This is a genomic window from Falsihalocynthiibacter sp. BN13B15 (assembly GCF_041205415.1).
In the GTDB taxonomy this organism is placed as follows: Bacteria; Pseudomonadota; Alphaproteobacteria; order Rhodobacterales; family Rhodobacteraceae; genus Falsihalocynthiibacter; species Falsihalocynthiibacter arcticus.
Map to the genome: position 1 here is coordinate 16,145 of NZ_JBGFCE010000001.1, position 18,122 is coordinate 34,266.

Annotated in this window: 16 protein-coding genes; 14 read left to right on the forward strand and 2 right to left on the reverse strand. The window is 51.8% G+C overall.

All coding sequences use genetic code 11. The features are described 5' to 3' along the window. Positions 1–22 precede the first annotated feature (22 nt). Together AB9F26_RS00090 and AB9F26_RS00095 are read right to left on the reverse strand one after the other, a co-directional pair. On the reverse strand, positions 23–643 hold the full coding sequence (locus AB9F26_RS00090; protein WP_369767024.1) for a MotA/TolQ/ExbB proton channel family protein: 621 nt from the start codon (positions 641–643) through the stop codon (positions 23–25). A 3-nt stretch (positions 644–646) separates the two neighbouring features. Next, positions 647–1,084, reverse strand: a complete 438-nt coding sequence (locus tag AB9F26_RS00095) for a hypothetical protein (RefSeq protein ID WP_369767025.1) — start codon at positions 1,082–1,084, stop codon at positions 647–649. 322 nt (positions 1,085–1,406) lie between these two features. Here AB9F26_RS00095 and tssA point away from each other — a divergent pair, with 322 nt between their 5' ends. The 14 genes from tssA (at position 1,407) to tssK (ending at position 18,104) form a co-directional block, all read left to right on the forward strand. Further along, positions 1,407–2,414 (forward strand): type VI secretion system protein TssA, encoded by a 1,008-nt coding sequence (gene tssA / locus AB9F26_RS00100; protein WP_335586700.1) that lies wholly within the window; start codon positions 1,407–1,409, stop codon positions 2,412–2,414. 77 nt (positions 2,415–2,491) lie between these two features. Then, a complete protein-coding gene (gene tssB / locus AB9F26_RS00105; RefSeq protein WP_039002360.1) occupies positions 2,492–3,004 on the forward strand; it encodes a type VI secretion system contractile sheath small subunit in 513 nt (170 codons plus the stop codon). Positions 3,005–3,007: 3 nt separating this feature from the next. Beyond that, on the forward strand, positions 3,008–4,495 hold the full coding sequence (gene tssC, locus AB9F26_RS00110) for a type VI secretion system contractile sheath large subunit (protein ID WP_369756298.1): 1,488 nt from the start codon (positions 3,008–3,010) through the stop codon (positions 4,493–4,495). 80 nt (positions 4,496–4,575) lie between these two features. Next, positions 4,576–5,061 carry a type VI secretion system tube protein Hcp gene (locus AB9F26_RS00115; protein ID WP_335586829.1) on the forward strand — a complete coding sequence of 162 codons (486 nt, stop codon included), beginning with the start codon at positions 4,576–4,578 and terminating at the stop codon, positions 5,059–5,061. Positions 5,062–5,140: 79 nt separating this feature from the next. Continuing rightward, positions 5,141–5,965: a type VI secretion system accessory protein TagJ gene (locus AB9F26_RS00120; RefSeq protein WP_039002363.1), complete on the forward strand. Its 825-nt coding sequence runs from the start codon at positions 5,141–5,143 to the stop codon at positions 5,963–5,965. Then, complete coding sequence (gene tssE, locus AB9F26_RS00125; protein WP_335586828.1) at positions 5,958–6,452, forward strand: type VI secretion system baseplate subunit TssE; 495 nt, start codon at positions 5,958–5,960, stop codon at positions 6,450–6,452. Before AB9F26_RS00120 ends, tssE begins: the two co-directional genes overlap by 8 nt. A gap of 9 nt (positions 6,453–6,461) precedes the next feature. Beyond that, positions 6,462–8,336, forward strand: a complete 1,875-nt coding sequence (gene tssF / locus AB9F26_RS00130) for a type VI secretion system baseplate subunit TssF (RefSeq protein WP_335586827.1) — start codon at positions 6,462–6,464, stop codon at positions 8,334–8,336. After that, positions 8,333–9,325: a type VI secretion system baseplate subunit TssG gene (tssG, locus tag AB9F26_RS00135; RefSeq protein WP_335586826.1), complete on the forward strand. Its 993-nt coding sequence runs from the start codon at positions 8,333–8,335 to the stop codon at positions 9,323–9,325. The genes tssF and tssG overlap by 4 nt, the downstream gene beginning before the upstream one ends. 44 nt (positions 9,326–9,369) lie before the next feature. Then, positions 9,370–12,123, forward strand: coding sequence for a type VI secretion system ATPase TssH (gene tssH, locus AB9F26_RS00140; RefSeq protein ID WP_335586825.1), 2,754 nt, complete (start codon positions 9,370–9,372; stop codon positions 12,121–12,123). A 122-nt stretch (positions 12,124–12,245) separates the two neighbouring features. Then, positions 12,246–14,345 (forward strand): type VI secretion system Vgr family protein, encoded by a 2,100-nt coding sequence (locus AB9F26_RS00145; RefSeq protein WP_369767026.1) that lies wholly within the window; start codon positions 12,246–12,248, stop codon positions 14,343–14,345. A 12-nt stretch (positions 14,346–14,357) separates the two neighbouring features. Beyond that, positions 14,358–14,972 (forward strand): hypothetical protein, encoded by a 615-nt coding sequence (locus tag AB9F26_RS00150; RefSeq protein WP_335586823.1) that lies wholly within the window; start codon positions 14,358–14,360, stop codon positions 14,970–14,972. Beyond that, positions 14,969–15,271, forward strand: a complete 303-nt coding sequence (locus tag AB9F26_RS00155) for a PAAR domain-containing protein (RefSeq protein WP_335586822.1) — start codon at positions 14,969–14,971, stop codon at positions 15,269–15,271. The genes AB9F26_RS00150 and AB9F26_RS00155 overlap by 4 nt, the downstream gene beginning before the upstream one ends. An 8-nt stretch (positions 15,272–15,279) precedes the next feature. Next, the gene (gene tagH / locus AB9F26_RS00160) at positions 15,280–16,731 is read left to right on the forward strand and encodes a type VI secretion system-associated FHA domain protein TagH (RefSeq protein WP_335586821.1); all 1,452 of its coding nucleotides are present in this window, start codon (positions 15,280–15,282) and stop codon (positions 16,729–16,731) included. 32 nt (positions 16,732–16,763) lie between these two features. Then, positions 16,764–18,104 (forward strand): type VI secretion system baseplate subunit TssK, encoded by a 1,341-nt coding sequence (gene tssK, locus AB9F26_RS00165; RefSeq protein ID WP_369756290.1) that lies wholly within the window; start codon positions 16,764–16,766, stop codon positions 18,102–18,104. The last annotated feature ends 18 nt before the right edge of the window (positions 18,105–18,122 follow it).

Genomic DNA, 18,122 nt, shown 5'->3' on the forward strand with positions numbered 1-18,122 from the left:
TGAAAATTGGGTGTCGTTTTGACTAGGGTTTCTTTTGGTTCAGTGCAAAAAGCTGGCCTGTTGAGGATTCAATTTGCTGGGCCACCCGCTCGACGCGCGTATTGAGAAGGGCCGCGCCGACGGCCGCAGGAATCGCGACCAAGAGGCCCGCTGCTGTGGTTAAAAGGGCTTGCCAAATACCGGCCGCCAAAAGGGACGCGTTTGCGGCACCCTCCGCCAAAGCGAGTTCCTGAAACGACTGGATCATGCCGAGGACTGTGCCAAGCAGACCCAACAAAGGGCTGATCATGGCGATCAATTCCAAAAGCGGAATGTGCCGCTGCAAGCCGGATATTTCTTGATTGCCGCGCCATTCTAGATCGCCGTCGATGGCATCCGCATTTTGGCCCGATGCTAAAGCCTGCATGGCTACGAGGGTAATGTTGTCAGCAGGTGTCGCCGCTGATTCCATGCATTGAATGGCTGCGCGTTTGTCGCCCGTGGCCCATTTTTCAAGCGCGGCCTTCTGCGCTTCACCATTGGAAATTGTGCCCCGAAGCTGGACGAGTTTGACACCAATGAGCGCCAGAGAACACACCGAAAGAACGAGAAGAACCAGAACGATGGGCCCCCCGCTGGTCAAGATTCCGAGGAGCTGTTGCATAGGCTATTTCTCCAGACTGGCGTTGGTGCGACTGACCAAGTCAAGGAGGGGAAAGCAGTCCATTTCCTCGGCGTTTTGTGGGCGACAAGAGGCAAGCTCATGCAACAAAAGCGCTGATATTCCGTCGCAAGTCGTTTCTGGAATTTCAAACAGTTTCAAGGTCGTGCGCGCGGCTGGAAGCGGGGCCGCGTCGATTGTGAGGAGGCGATCAATAACCCCCTCATTGTTGAGAACGGCGAAGGACATTTCAAAACCTTCGAAAGTCAGATCCGTCTGGTTGCGAAAGAGGAAGAAGGCTTGGCATCCTCCATTCTCATTTGATTCAAATTTATTCAACTCAATTGAGAGCTGTCCTGTATCCGCGCGGGCGAGTGTGGGATGCGCGAACATTGAAGATGTAATTGTGCCTGTTATTAAAGCAGCGGTACGAAAAGAATTCATGGATTAGGCTCCTCTACCTCGGTCCTTTTCACGATGCGTGGAGAGACTCGGAGCGGTCAAGGAATATTTTCTCTCCCATTCATCAGATAACTTCTGGAAATGTTTGATTTATCTGATAGCGTAAGGGCTGATATTGCGAACAAGACCCGCAGGAGTTCAAACTCGTGCTTATATAAAACTATTTTCATGAGCTAATTGGCTCTTTTATAATAATATTCCGGAGCGGTGTTTTGCGGTCCTGCACCTCAAAAAGATTGTACTGTAATCTGGTTTAATAATAGATTTGGGGTTCTGTGAGCCCAAATTGTCGGGGGAGTCTGATTTGAATTCGCTTTTAGTAAACTTCGGAGATGATGCTCCGAGTGGTGAAGATTTAGAATATGACGCTATTTTTGCCTCCTTGTTGCTTGCGGTACAGCCCGGCGAAGAGCGTCAAGTTGGAGATCAGATCATTGAGGCGGAAGCGCCCAAAGACGCGGAAATAATTGAAAAAGCGACGGCCGTTTTGGAGCGTAGTCACGATTTGCGTGCGGCTGTGTATCTGGCGGCGTCTCGTGTGCGCACGCAGGGCTTTGAAGGACTTGCTGATGTCACGGGCTATATTCGCGGCTGTTTGGAGCAGTATTGGGAAAGCTGCCATCCACAGTTGGATGACGAAGATGATGATGATCCGACGCTGCGTGTGAATACAATTTTGGGAATGTCTGATTCCGATATGATGCTCAAATGGATTCGCCTCGCGCCTCTGACTATGAGTCAGGCGTTTGGACGCATTTCGTTGCGCGATATTGCGATTTCAGAGGGTGAGGCCACGGCCTCTGCGGGCGCTGAACAGACGCTCGATGCCGCTGGGATTTCTGCAGCATTTCAAGACACAGACAGTGAAGAATTGAGGCTCATTTACGATAGCGCCCTTGCCGTACTTGAAGACGTGCGCGCGATTGACGGTATCTTTGATGAGAAAATTCCGGGCCTTGGTCCTGATCTTTCGCCCCTAGTGAAGATGGTCAATCGTGCCGTGGTGCGGTTGGGCAATGAGGTTGGCGCGGACGTTGAAGAAATCGCAGAAGAAGTTGAGGAGGGCGGCGTCGCGCCCGTCAAGGCAACCTCTGCGCCCGCTGGTACAATTTCAACACGCCGAGATGTCGAAAATGCAATCGACAGGATTCTGGCCTATTATTCGGCCAACGAACCCTCCAGCCCCGTCCCGGTAATGTTGCACCGCGCCAAACGTTTGATTGGCGCTGATTTCTTGACCATCATGAAGGATATGGCCCCTGACGGAGTTGATAATGTCATGCGGGTTGGGGGGATTTCCGACGAAGAATAACAAGGCCGAGGCACTTTGCCGCCACGAGTGCCCGAAAGTGAAAATGTACCGCTAAGTCCAACAAAACGGAGAAATATATGTCAAGTTCACAGAAGTTTATTGCGCGAAATCGAGCGCCACGCGTACAGATCGAATACGATGTTGAATTGTATGGTGCCGAGAAAAAAGTTCAACTTCCTTTCGTTATGGGCGTTATGTCGGACCTCGCTGGAAAATCGGAAGTGCCGCAACCCGGCATTGCTGACCGAAAGTTCCTGGAAATCGACGTTGATAATTTTGATAGCCGCATGAAGGCGATGAAGCCACGCGCTGCATTCTCCGTTCCTAATACCCTAACAGGCGAAGGCAATATGTCGGTTGATTTGTCGTTTGAAAGCATGGACGAATTTTCACCCGGTGCCATTGCCGCCAAGGTCGCGCCGCTCAAAGCGTTGATGGATGCGCGCAACGAATTGTCAAACCTGATGACATACATGGATGGCAAGCCTGGCGCCGAAGAATTGATCGCCGACGCAATGAATAATCCTGAACTTCTGAAATCTCTGGCGGCAATTCCTGCTGCTACAGATGCAGACGCAGGGGAGGAATAACCCATGGCTGAAGAAGCAAAAGTCGACGAAGTTGGCGCGACACAAACTCAAGAAGCCGATTTCGCGAGCCTGTTGACCAAAGAATTTAAGCCGCGCACTGATACTGCAAAATCTGCGGTCGAAACTGCGGTTAAAACACTTGCGCAACATGCGCTTGCGAACACGGGTCTGATTTCTGACGATGTACTTCAATCGATTGAATCTATCATCTCCGAAATTGACAAAAAACTGTCCGTTCAGATCAATGCGATCATTCACAACGAAGAATACCAGCAGTTGGAAAGCGCATGGCGCGGCCTTCATCATCTGGTGAATAACACTGAGACAGACGAGAACTTGAAAATTCGCGTCATGAATATCTCGAAAAAGGATTTGCACAAAACGCTCCGCAAATTCAAAGGCGCAGCTTGGGATCAATCACCGATCTTCAAGAAGCTCTACGAGGAAGAATTCGGTCAGTTTGGCGGCGAGCCTTATGGCTGTTTGGTTGGCGATTACCACTTCAACCACTCCGCTCCAGATGTTGAGCTTCTTGGCGAAATGGCCAAAGTCGCCGCAGCGGCACACGCGCCGTTCATCACGGGCGCTGACCCTTCTTTGATGCAGTTTGAAAGCTGGCAGGAATTGGCGAATCCACGTGATTTGACCAAGATCACCGGCACACCTGAATATGCCGCGTGGAATTCCCTCCGCAAATCAGAAGATTCAAAATACCTTGGCCTGACAATGCCACGTTTCCTTGGCCGCCAGCCCTATGGCGCGAATTCCAATCCTGTCGAGGAATTTGCCTTCGAAGAAGACACTGGCAATGCTGAATCCGAAAACTTTGCTTGGGTAAATGCGGCTTATGGCATGGCAACCAATATCAACCGTTCCTTCAAGGAATATGGCTGGTGTAGTCGTATCCGGGGCGTTGAATCCGGCGGGACAGTTGACAATTTGCCAACACACACCTTCCCAACGGATGACGGCGGCGTTGATATGAAATGCCCAACCGAAATCGGTATTTCGGATCGTCGCGAAGCAGAGCTTGCCAAAGGCGGGTTGATGCCTCTTATCCACCGTAAGAATACAGATATGGCGGCCTTTATTGGCGCGCAATCTCTGCATCTTCCGGCGGAATATGATGATCCGGATGCGACATCAAACGCAAACCTTGCGGCACGTTTGCCATATCTTTTTGCGACATGTCGTTTTGCACACTACTTGAAGTGTATGGTGCGTGACAAGGTCGGGTCGTACAAAAGCCGCGAAGATATGCAGCTCTTTTTACAAAAATGGATCGACCAATATATCGACCACTCGTCGAATATCTCAAGCGAGGGCGAAAAAGCCCGCAAGCCGCTTGCAGCAGCAAGTGTTGTGGTTGAAGAAGTCGAAGGAAATCCAGGGTACTACACTTCGAAATTTTTCTTGCGGCCGCATTACCAACTTGAAGGCCTTTCGGCTTCTTTGCGGTTAGTTTCAAAGCTACCGTCAGAAAAATCCTGACCGTTGGCGCGCCAAAATCGGCGCGTCATCCATCATTTTTACCGCGGAATTTACCGCAAAATTAGTTTAGGAGAATACACATGGCATTAGACATGTTTCTTGATATCGAAGGCGAAATCACAGGCGAGTCAAAAGATGGCACGCATAAAGGTGAGATCGATGTTCTTGCGTGGTCATGGGGAATAAGCAACGCAGGTAGCTTTCACAGCGGCGGCGGCGGTGGCTCGGGCAAAGCAAACTTTCAAGACATAAGCGTTACGAAATGGCTCGATTTGTCATCGCCAATTCTCCAGCTCTATTGCGCGAATGGTGACCATTTTCCTTCGGCGACTCTGACTGTTCGCAAGGCTGGTAAAAAGCCTCTCGAGTATATGATCATCAAAATGGAAAACGTGTTGGTTACTTCTGTAAGCAGTGGCGGTTCGGGCGGAGAAGACCGTTTGACAGAAAATGTCTCATTCAATTTTGAGAAATTTGAAGTGAAATACACTGAGCAAAAAGACACTGGCGAATCCGGCACAGTCAAAGAGTTCAAGTGGAACATTGGTGCAAACGAACCCAAATAGGGTTTGTTTTAGGAAATACGTCGCCCCAAAATCTTGGGGCGACGACCTTATTTTTAGAGAATTCTAGGGGAGAACGCTTTTGACCGCCGATGCAAGAGAGTTGTTACAAGCTAACGATTTGCGGGGCGCCCTCGATGCGCTTCAGTCCGCAGTTCGCGCCAATCCCGGTGACGCAAAATTGCGGATTTTCCTGTTTCAATTGCTATGTGTGATGGGTGACTGGAAACGTGCCGTGGCACAGTTGAAACTGTCTGCCGAGCTTGACCCTATCGCCATTCCAATGGCACAGGCCTATCGCGAGGCGATCATTTGCGAAGTATTTCGCGAAAAGGTTTTCGCCGGCGAGAAAGACCCCCTCATTTTTGGCGACCCGGTTCAATGGGTCGCGCTGATGATCGAGGCGAACAAAGCCTTGGCCCTCGGGAATGCCGGACAGGCCGCGGATTTACGCGGCAAAGCCTTTGACCTTGTGCCGGATATGGGCGGCGTCATTAACGGCCAGCGATTTGAGTGGATCGCGGATGCGGATATGCGGCTTGGCCCTATCTTGGAAATCATCGTCAACGGGCGATATTTTTGGATGCCGTTTAGTGCCATCCGTACCATGACCGTTGAAGCGCCCGAAGATCTACGGGATTCTGTGTGGACCGCTGCGCAACTCACTGTTCAAAATGGCGGCGAGTTTGTTGCCTTGATTCCAACCCGTTATACGGGAACTTACCAATCGGGCGACGATGCCGCCATGCTTTCACGCGCAACAACATGGTCGGACCTTGGGTCGGAGACGTTTGTCGGAAACGGACAGCGTTTGATAACGACGGATGCTTCGGAAACCCCGCTGATGGATCTGCGTTCCCTTGAAATGGATGCGCTACCGGTTGGCGAGGGGGAAACCGATGGCTGATAAGACCATAACAGAGAGATTGCAGCCCTCTTTGTTAGATCGATTGACCGATCTTGAGCCTGAAAACAAGAACGAGACCCATGATGCGCGGGTGATCAATTTACGGCGGTTGCGCGACATCATTCGGCGTGACCTTGCATGGCTGTTGAATTGCAATAATCTGGACACGATCATTGATGAAGACGAGCATCCTCAGGTGCGTAAATCGGTACTAAATTACGGTGTCAGGGAAGTATCGGGCGACTTTTCAACAGAGAAAAGAGCCGCAGAAATTCGCAAGTCGATTCATCGTGCGATCACCCTTTTTGAGCCTCGTATCAAAGAGGGTACTTTGGAAATTTTGGAACGTAAGAACAAAGATGGCAGTCAGACGATTGTTGAGTTCGACATTCGTGCGGACATGTGGGCACAGCCCCTTCCGATGGAGTTGTACCTTCGGTCACAGGTTGATTTGACAACAGGTCAGTTACAGTTGGAAAGCGATTAATAGGACAGAATGGACACACGCCTTCTTAAACACTACGAACAAGAGCTGACATTTTTGCGCGAGATGGGGGCGGAGTTTGCCGATTCCTATCCAAAAATCGCAGCGCGTTTGGGCATGGATGGTGTCGAAGTTCTAGACCCCTATGTTGAGCGGTTGCTTGAGGGAAGTGCCTTTCTGTCGGCGCGGGTGCAGCTTGAACTCGAGATGCAATATCCGGCGTTTACCAGTCATTTGCTCGAAATTATCTACCCGCATTATCTCGCGCCAATTCCGTCGATGATGGTTGCGCAACTCCAGCCCGATATGGAGAATGCGTCGCTTGCAGATGGTCACGTCATGCCCCGCAACACACGGCTTCGGTCGCGGTTAACCAATGGATTACAGACGGCCTGCGAATTTCGAACCGCTGCCGAAATGACTTTGTGGCCCATTGAAATATCTGAGGCCGAATACATTGATGGGCGCGGCGCGTTGGTTGCCGCTGGGGTTGCGTCAAATATCGAGGCGCGCGCAGCGATTAGGCTACGGATTAAACGCCACGGAAATGCCCCCATAGGTGAATTGGGGCTGGACCGTTTGAACCTGTTTTTGGGTGGGAAAGGTGCGCTGGGCTGGCAGTTGCATCAGCTTTTGTGCACTGAAAACACAGGCATCGTTGCGCGCTCTACGGATCCGCGTGCGGATTGGACCAAGCCCCTTAAGTCGCGGGTTGAGCCACTTGGTTTTTCGCGGGAGGAAGCCCTCTTGCCAACCCCGCGTCAATCCTTTGATGGATACCGTTTGTTGCAAGAGTATTTTGCAATGCCGGAGCGGTTTCATTTTCTTGAAATCGGCGATCTTTCGGCGGGGCTGTCCCGTGCGGTTGGCGACGCAATGGATGTCTATATCTTGCTGCGAGACGGGAAGCCGGAAATCGAATCTGGGGTAACGCCAGAGGCGTTTTCCCTCAATTGTGTGCCTGCGATCAACCTGTTTGAAAAGCGATGTGATCGGGTTCAGGTTTCGAGCAATAACGTTGAACATCATGTTGTGGCGGATCGCACTTCAGGCCAAAGTTTTGAAATATATTCCCTGTTGAACGTGATGGGCATTCGCGCTGAGGGCCAAGAGGATATTGAACTGCGGCCATTTTATTCCGCGGATGACTTCTCTCCGGCGGGCGACCAGCATGCGTCGTTTTATACAATAAAACGCAAAATGCGGCAGCGTACGGAAAAAGAGCGCCTCAAGGGTGCGCGGACAAGTTACTTAGGTTCCGAAGCCTATCTCACTTTGGTCGACGCGAACCAGGCTCCTTATAGTGCCGAAATGTCCCAACTTTCGGCGCGTGCGATGGTTACAAATCGCGACCTGCCGATCCTACTCCCAACTGGCGAAACCGATCTGTTTCACCTGCCCGACGGCGGGCCCGTGAGCATGGTGCGCACCCCCATAAATCCCACGCGTCCCCGTCCGACATTGGCACAAGGCGACGCGGCGTGGCGGCTTATCAGTCACCTTAGTTTGAATTATTTGTCGATCGCCGATACCGACACGGGCGAAGGCGCCGCCGCATTGCGGGAATTGGTTGGCCTTTATGCACCCAAAGGGGATCGCGCGACCAACAAGCAATTGGAGGGGATTACTTCGGTTTCAAGTCGCCCGATTGTGCGGCGAATAAGTGACGGCGGCCTGTCCACCGCCGTGCGTGGTTTGGAAATCAAGCTCGAAATGGACGAGAGCTTTTTTGAAGGTGCGAGCGTTTATTTACTCGGCTCGGTTTTGGAGCGTTTCTTTCGTAAATATGTGACAATCAACAGCTTCACGGAAACGGTTCTCACAACCCAGCAAAATGGCGAAATCGCCCGTTGGCGTCCGGAAACCGGACTGGGGAGGGTGATTTGACGCATTTCGAAAACCTCACAGAATCCCCAGAGTCCCACCATATTTTCCTCGCGCTGCGGATCATCGAAGCGCAGTTTCCCGACTCACCAGAGCTTGGGCGCTCACGGCGTCCGCGCGAAGATGCGGTGCGTTTGGGTCAAGAGGCGCGCATGGCGTTTCCACCAACGACGATCCGCTCATTTACCCCACCAGATGCCAACGGTCCGGCGCAATTGATCAATCGGTTCTTCGGCTTTTTCGGCCCGAACGGCCCACTACCTGTGCACCTGACGGAGTATGCGCGCGAACGCCAAATCAACAATCGAGACCCATCTTTCGTTGCCTTTGCGAATATGCTGACGCATCGATTGATGAGCTTGTTATACCGCGCATGGGTCACGGGGCAGCCTGCAGTAGATTTTGATCGGGGAAGCGATTCCGAGTTCGAAAGCCACGTCGCAGCGCTCGCTGGATTGCACGGCGAACACCTGCGCAACCGAGATGCGATGCCCGACCTATCCAAACGCCATTTCTCCGGCCAATTGGCGCAGGGAGCGAAAAATGCTGAGGGGCTGGTTGCGCTGCTTTCGAGTTTTTTTCACGCGAAGTTTCATTTGCAGGAATTTGTCGGCAGTTGGCTTGAGCTTGAACCAGAAGATCGCTGGCAACTTGGCGCGCCCGGTGGGCTTGGGCAAACTACAAGTGTTGGCACGCGGGTATGGTCTCGGGCGGCTAAGTTCCGGCTAATTGTCGGACCGGTTTCCCTTGAGGAATACAAACGATTGATGCCGGGCAGCATGGCGATTGAAAAACTGGTGGCGATTGTGCGCAACTATGTGGGCGATGTGTTGGATTGGGATGTGAACATTATTCTGCGCGGGGACCAAGTGCCCGCGATGATTTTAGGCCAAGATGCGCGCTTGGGGTATACGACGTGGGTCGGCGAGCGTGACACGAATAAAGATGCAGGTGAATTGTATCTAGAACCGAGAAATTTACAAAAAAACTAGCAGCCGGAATTTAGCAGGGCAGCTGTAATGGGAAGGACAATATTATGACCGAGATCAGTCGCGTTGCTTTGTTTGGAAAGCTGAATTCGCTGGGGTATAAATCCGTCGAGGGTGCCACAGTTTTTTGTAAAATGCGGGGCAACCCCTATGTTGAAATCGTACATTGGTTGGCGCAAATCGTACAGCTTCCTGACAGCGATTTTCATAAAATCATCACGCATTACAAAGTCGATCAATCGCGCCTTGCTTCGGATATGACGCGTGCATTGGATGCGCTTCCGCGTGGCGCAAGCACGATTTCCGACCTGTCCCAGCACCTCGAAGATGCGATGGAGCGGGCATGGGTTTACGGCTCGCTGTTGTATTCAGCGTCGCAAGTTCGCACCGGTCACTTGGTTCTCGGGATGATGAAAACCAAGCAGTTGCAGAATATTTTTCTTGGAATTTCAAAAGAGTTCGCGCGTATCCTTCCAGATGATTTGGCCGATAATTTCGCCACCATCACAGAAGGGTCCCCCGAAGAGTCATTGGTAGCGATGGACGGCTCGCAGACGGGTGGCGGTGCGGTTCCGGGTGAAGCATCAGGCGCGATGTCTCCTGCGTCGATGGGCAAGGAAGAGGCCCTTCAGCAGTATTGCACAGATATGACCCAGCAAGCCAAAGACGGCAAAATCGACCCTATTGTTGGGCGCGATCAGGAAATTCGCCAGATTGTCGATGTGCTTATGCGCCGTCGGCAAAACAACCCGATCCTCACGGGCGAGGCGGGTGTTGGTAAAACGGCGGTCGTTGAAGGCTTTGCCCTTCGGATTGCCCGCGGCGATGTACCGCCTGCGTTGCAAGGTGCACGCCTTTTGGCGCTTGATGTGGGTCTATTGCAGGCGGGTGCCTCAATGAAGGGCGAGTTTGAAAACCGTCTTAAGGCCGTGATTGAAGAAGTTCAGGCTTCTGCCACGCCGATTATTATGTTTATCGACGAGACGCACACGCTTGTTGGTGCGGGTGGCGCTGCGGGAACGGGCGATGCCGCCAACTTGCTCAAACCTGCGTTGGCACGTGGTACACTTAGAACGATTGGCGCGACAACTTGGGCCGAGTATAAAAAACATATCGAAAAAGATCCGGCATTGTCGCGTCGTTTCCAAGTGGTTGCAGTGGAAGAGCCCAGTGTCCCTAAAGCGATTTTGATGATGCGGGGCATCGCGTCGATGCTCGAGAAACACCACGGCGTTCAGGTCCTTGATGAGGCAATCGAAGCTGCAGTTAAGATGTCTGCGCGGTATATTCCCGCCCGCCAATTGCCCGACAAATCGGTAAGCGTGCTTGATACAACCTGTGCGCGGGTCGCGATTAGCCAACACGCCGTTCCAGCCGAAGTGGATGATTGCCGCAAGCGCATCGATTCTTTGACCACCGAGCTTGAGATTATCGACCGCGATGGTACCGCCGGTTATGACGTCGAAGATCGGCGTATGGTCATTTCGGAACTCAAGAAATCCGAAGAAACGCGTCTCGCTGAGCTGGATGTGCGTTGGGAAGCGGAGAAGGTTGTCGTCAAAGACATCCTCGACTTGCGAGCTCAGTTGCGCGAAGGCGCGGCGGCGGTTGATACTGCGAATGATCCCGTGGCCGAGGCTGTGCAAAGTGAAGACCTTCCAGAAGGGGAGGAAGCGCAAGCGGCTGAGACGTCTGTTCTGGATGCAGAAGCGCGCGCCGAGTTGATGGCGCAACTCAAAGCCAAAAATATCGAACTTCAGGCGCTTCAAGGCGAAACAGGCCTGATCCTTCCGATTGTCGATGAACAGGCCGTCGCGACGGTTATTGGGGATTGGACTGGGATTCCGGTTGGGCGCATGGTGAGTGACGAGCTGGAAACAGTTTTGAACCTTGAAACGCATCTCGCCAAGCGGGTCATCGGCCAAGATCACGCGATGAAAATGATCGCCAAACGTATCCAAACCAGCCGTGCAAAATTGGACAATCCGTCCAAGCCAATTGGTGTTTTCCTTCTGGCGGGGACATCCGGCGTGGGCAAAACGGAAACCGCTTTGGCAATCGCCGAAGTTCTGTATGGCGGTGAGCAAAATGTCATCACGATCAATATGTCCGAATATCAGGAAGCGCATACGGTCAGCAGCCTGAAAGGGGCACCTCCCGGCTATGTGGGCTACGGCGAAGGCGGCGTTTTGACCGAAGCTGTGCGCCGCAAACCCTATTCCGTTGTGCTTTTGGATGAGGTTGAAAAGGCCCACCCGGATGTGCACGAGGTGTTTTTCCAAGTCTTTGATAAAGGTGTCATGGAAGACGGAGAAGGACGGGTCATCGATTTCAAGAATACATTGATTTTGCTTACGTCAAATGCGGGCTCTGACCTGATTATGGATATGTGCGCCGACCCAGAATTGATGCCTGAAATTGATGGTATAACCAAGGCGCTGCGGGAACCGTTGCTCAAGATTTTCCCAGCAGCCTTGTTGGGTCGTCTTGTGACCATCCCCTATTATCCTTTGTCTCCGGATATGATCGGCAAGATCACTGTCCTTCAATTGAACCGTATCAAAAAGCGGACCATGGAAAATCACGGTGTTCCGTTTGAATATACCGACGCTGTGGTTGATGAAATTGTGAATCGCTGTCAGGAACTTGAGTCTGGTGGGCGGATGATCGACACTATTGTGACCAACACCATGTTGCCTGAAATTTCTTCGGAATTTTTGACGCGCATGATGGAGGGCAAGCATGTGTCCAAAGTGTCCATCGATGTGAAAGACCACGATTTTGTCTATAGCTTTGAATAAATAGACATTCTCGAATATGGTAGGCACACCTGAGGGTTCTTGGGTTTGCCTGCTAGCTTTGAATAAACTGAAAATCGGCCTGACTTGGGCACGATCGGCGCCGTAATCAAAAGGGGGATGGCATGAAAAGCAAATCAAATTATGCCATGGAGATGACTGCCGATGGGCAAGAACTTCCTGTCAAACTTATTGCCGGAATCGTTGAGGGGGCAATGAATACCGTGCCCCTAGCGCGGATCGAATTTGTGTCAAATGATCTCTTGTTAGATTTGGGTGAGTTCGTCGGCAAAAGTATGGATGTCAAGATTTTCGGAGAGGACGAAAAACAGCAGTACTTTTGCGGTATTTGCGTGTGTGCGGAATATTTGGGGTCGTCATCGGGAAATGGTCATTACCTCGCCGAAATTCGACCATGGATTTGGTTTTTGTCTAGGAAGCAAGACAATCGCATTTTTCAGAACCAGACAACCACCGAAATTGTAAAGAATGTCCTGAGCGAACACGGTTTTAGCGCTAACTTGAAAACTTCCCTTTCGGGGGCTGAGGCGGTACGCGAGTATTGCGTTCAGTACCGTGAAACGGATCTTGAATTCATCACGCGCCTTCTTGAGGAAGAGGGAATTTACTTCTTTTTTCAATACAAGGATAGTCAGGCGAAAATGGTACTGGCGGACTCGATCGCGGCGCATTCTAACGTGAAAGTCGACAGCAAACTTCCCTTTCGCGACGACGAAGCAGAACTGCAATTGGACCATTTTTATCGATGGGACGCGGCGGAGAAGGTTGTCAGCGGAAAAGTAACTCTGGATGACTATAATTTTGAGAGACCTAAAGCAGATCTCACATCTGTGGCCTCGAAGGACAGTGGCAGTCACACCTATAGCGATTACGAAATTTACAAATATCCAGGCCGCTATCTTGAAACCGAAGTTGGGGAAAATTTTTCGAAATATCAGATGGATGCGACGGCCGCAGCCTTTCAATCGTGGAGTGCCGAGGGGAATATTTTGAACCTCGGTGTTGGTGATACATTCGAGTTGATTGATCATCCTCGGCACGACACGGGGTCTGAAGACTTCATGATAACTGAACTCAAGCAATATTTTCTTTTGGAAGCAGGGAGTGGTTCCAAAATAAAGCCTTTGCTAAAAGAACGAGAAGCTTTTGGGCTGAGCGAGTATGAGCACACACGTATTCAATGCAAAGTTGTTAGAAAAGATGCCGCTTTTAGAATGCCGGAGATTACTCCTAAGCCAGAAATACACGGTTTTCAAACCGCCGTCGTAACGGGGCCGAGTGGCGAGGAAATCCATACGGATAAGTATGGTCGTATTAGGGTTCAGTTCCATTGGGATCGCGAAGGCAAATACGATGATAAGACGACGTGTTGGATCAGAACAATGATGCCAGTGGCTGGTAAAAACTGGGGCACAATTGCGATTCCTAGAATTGGCCACGAAGTTGTCATTCAGTTTGAGGAAGGAAACCCCGATCGCCCAATTTGCACAGGAGTGCTATATAACGCAGACAACATGCCACCGTATGAGTTGCCCAAAAACGCAACGCGGATGGGGATGAAAACCAACAGTTCCAAGAGCGGCGGTGGCTTTAGCGAACTTATGTTTGAGGACAAGAAGGGCGATGAGTTGGTGCGGTTTCAGTCCGAAAAGGACTACGTTCAAACCATCAAAAACAGCGCCCACGTCAAGGTCGGATACCCTTACGAAGAGGATTGCCTTAAGGCGGAAGCTGATGGCGAAAAGAGTATGAAGGTTGAGATTGAGAACAATCTGGATGAGATTATTGAAAAAGGTAATCACACATTTACCGTATCAGCGGGCGAACAAACGATTGCGGTCAAGAAGGACAAAACTGAGACGATCGAGGGGAAGTCTACGCAGGTAATTACCGGAAATGTGACCGAGACCGTCAAGCAAGGCAACGTCAAGCGAGAGATAAAATCCGGCAATGAATCCACAACGATTTCGATGGGCAATTTCACTTTGGACACTAAGGCTGGTAAAATTGACATGACGGCAATGCAGTCGATCACTTTGAAAGTCGGCCCATCAAGCATTAAAATTGACCCAAGCGGGGTAACCATTAAAGGGCCGATGATCAAGATAGAGGGCACCGCTATGATCGAGGCCAAAGCGCCGATGACCCAAGTTAAGGGCGATGCGATGCTTGTTTTAAAGGGCGGTTTGACCACCATCAACTAGGGGAGGCGCAGGATGACGACAGATTACACCGACCTCAAAAAAGTCCCAAATCAGCCCGCCGTGCGATTGCTTGCTATGGCGAATGCGAAACTGGGTACCAAAGTAAAGGCGCCCGCGAACGCCAGCGTTTCGACCGTTTTACAGGAACTCGACGGCGCGGAAGCCTATATCGATATTTTGCGTTTGATGTCTGTTGCTTTGCCGCCGCGCGAACGGTGCTGGTGGGCATGCCTTGCCGCACGCGATGTTGCTGGGCCAGATGTTGAAAGCCTTCCAGCCCCCCTTTTGGCGGCGGAAAAATGGGTGCGTAGCCCCTCGGATGAAACAAGAGAGGCGGCGCGTGTGGCCGTTGAGCTAGCGGATATGGATGACGACACAGTGCATTGCGCAATCGCGGTTGTCTTTAGTGCGGATACGCTTGGACCGGGAAACCTTGCGCAATACCCAGCGCCTGCGGGGGCCTCTCAGTCGTCGGCGTTTGGGATGAATATTATCGCAATGGGCATGGGCGAGGATATCGCGGTGACGGCGAAATTGTTGATCGACCGAGCGCTGAATATTGCCCGTGGCGGCAATGGCAATGTTACGTTAAACAAACAAAAAGACACACAGGAGATGCCGTCTTGACGCCCGCAGCTCGTATTACAGATATGCACGTTTGCCCGATGGTTACACCGGGAATTCCGCCGATTCCTCACGTTGGGGGGCCGATTGCGCCGCCCGGGGTTCCGACAGTTTTGATCGGAATGATGCCTGCCGCTCCGCTTGGAAATATGGCGATTTGCGTTGGTCCGCCTGATGCTCTGGTCAAAGGGTCCGCGACTGTTATGGTCGGCGGGCGACCCCTTGTGCGGATTGGCGATTCAACGGCTCACGGTGGCGCTGTCGCCGGGCCGGGATGTCCAACCGTTCTTGTGGGGGGATAGCCGCTACAATGACCGTTATCTTACATTTTCAATCGACGGGTACCATTCCGGGCAATGCACAGCCATTTCGGATGTCTGGGGCGTCGATGACGATTGGGCGATCCGATCAAAACGACCTCGTTTTGCCCGACCCCGACAAAGTGATTTCGGGACGCCACAGTGCGATTGAGGATCATGGCGGCAATGTTGTGGTTATTGATTTCTCGACCAATGGCACCTTCTTAAATTACAATAAAGCCGCGCTTGGCCCCACGCCCACCCCTTTGAATGACGGCGATATTTTGTCGATTGGCACCTATGAGTTGTTGGTCGAGATCGCGGCTGGAGTGCCTGCTGGAGTGCCGGATTCCTTTGAGTCACAATCTGATTATCAATCCGCCCCACTGACAACGGGCGCAGCCCAGATTATGGATGTCCTAGACGATTCATCGGGCGATGATTTCTTGGATGACCTCCTTGGTCCGAGTACGCCGATTCAGGGCCACCAAAGCGTGATACGCGACCAGATAGGGGATGACGGACTCATGCCGCCGATGGGCGATGACGACGACGATTTAATGATGCCTCGGCAAGAGGAAAATCGCGATCAGGGTGCGAGCATTTCTGAACATTCTTCCTCTTTGGAGGACTCCTTCTCAGCGTCCGCCCCAGCGTCAAGCGCAATTCCTGACGACTGGGATTTGGGCGATTTGGGCCCGATTGATGGTTCAGATGCACAGGATGCTTCGCCTTTAGACCCCTTTGCAGTCCCCCCTGTTCCCACGCCCATCGTTGAAATTCCAGAAGAGCCATTGGATGTTGCACCTGTCGCTCCGCCGCCCCGCGTTGAAGTAACATTAACGGCGCAAACTGTTGCGACACCGGTTGCCACCACAGGGGATGATCGCGCCGCGCGTGCCTTTTTGAACGCGCTGGGCGAGGGGGCTTTGTCCTGTTCGGACGATGCTCTTGAGGAAACGATGGACCGTCTTGGGAAAGTTATGCGCACGATGATCCTTGGTGTGCGCGAAATTCTCATGACTCGCGCAACGATCAAATCGGAATTTCGGATTAATCAAACCATGATCAGTCATGGCGGGAACAACCCGTTGAAATTTTCCGTTAGTCCCGAGCAAGCCATTGAGAGTATGGTGAAACCAACGACCAAAGGATACATGGATGCGGTCGCTGCGTCAGAACAAGCTCTGACGGATATCAAAGCGCATGAAGTCGCAATGATGACGGGAATGGAAGCCGCCTTGAAGGGGGTTTTGGCAAAAATGGAGCCAAAAGCTCTGGTGAAATTGATCGAGTCTGATCGTGGTTTTCGCTCTCCTTTGACGAATAAAAAGGCCAGCTATTGGGACGGTTTTGAACATAAATATCAAGAGATAGTGGATCAGGCGGAAAATGATTTCCAAGATCTATTTAGCAATGAATTCGCAAAGGCCTATCAAGACCAACTTGATAGGTTGAAGTGATGCACAGCCTAGCTGGGAGTTGAAGCAACTATATGTCGTGGGATAGCAAAGTATTGTGGACCGAGGGGCTGTTTTTACAGCCTCACCATTTCCAACAGGCAGACCGATACACCGAAGCTCTCATTGCCGGTTTGGCGCGGCGTATTGCACCTTATGCATGGGGCGTTACTGATCTCGAGATTGATCAAGACGTTCTAAAGGTTGGTCAATTCGCGATTAAATCCTGCTCGGGTTTGACACAGGACGGCACCGTGTTTCGCGTGCCCAATGTTGAAGATCACCCGCCAGCGTTGGATGTTCCCGCGGGCATCAAAGATTGTGTTGTCTATTTAAGCGTTCCGCAACGCCGTCAGGGCGCAGCCGAAGCCGATACCAGTGGGACCGAATTGTCGGCGACACGGTTTCGCTCCTCTGAGGTTGAAGTTACCGATACTACGGGCTCCGGCAAAAAGGCGGCGACGCTGACCGTTGGGAAATTACGTCTGCAATTCGCGCTTGAGGTTGATGATCTGGCCGACCGTTTGGTCATTCCGATCGCGCGGATTGTTGAGGTGCGCCCAGACCAAGAAGTGATTTTGGATGGCGCGTTTATTCCGTCTTGTCTTGACTTGCGCGCGGCCCAAACCCTCGACGGGTTTATGCAAGAGCTTGAGGGTTTGTTGAACCATCGGATGACCGTTTTGTCAGGCCGCATGAGCCAAAGTGGCAGTGCAAAAGGGGCGGCGGAAATTCAGGATTTCCTTTTGCTTCAGACAATCAATCGCGTCTTGCCCGTGATACGCCATCTCCAGATGATTGAAAATGTACACCCCATTCAATTTTATCGGGACTGTGTTTCGCTGGCAGGCGAGCTTTCGACGTTCATGGCACCGGAAAAACACCCGCCGCAATTTCCGGCGTATCAGCACCACGATCTCTCGGCGACATTCGCGCCCGTAATCCGACTTTTGCGCCAGTACCTCTCTGCTGTGTTGGAGCAAACAGCGGTTTCCATCCCGCTTGATCCACGCAAATACGGAATTTCCGTTGGTGTGATTGCGGATCGTAAACTGTTGAGTACGGCTGGATTTGTCCTTGCCGTGAGCGCGGATATCCCTGCCGAAAACTTGCGGCGGCATTTCGTAGGGCAATCCAAGATTGGCCCTGTTGAGGAAATTCGCCAGTTGGTAAATTCGGCTTTGCCTGGCATTCCGATGCGGCCCCTTCCCGTGGCGCCGCGCCAAATCCCATTCAACGCGAATTGTGTGTACTATGAATTGGATGGCACCAACCCCTATTGGGGAAAAATGACCACTTCGGGCGGCATCGCCGTGCATGTGTCTGGAGAGTATCCGGGGCTTAAAATGGAGCTCTGGGCGATCCGTAAGAGCTAGAAGAATTGTGAGATAACG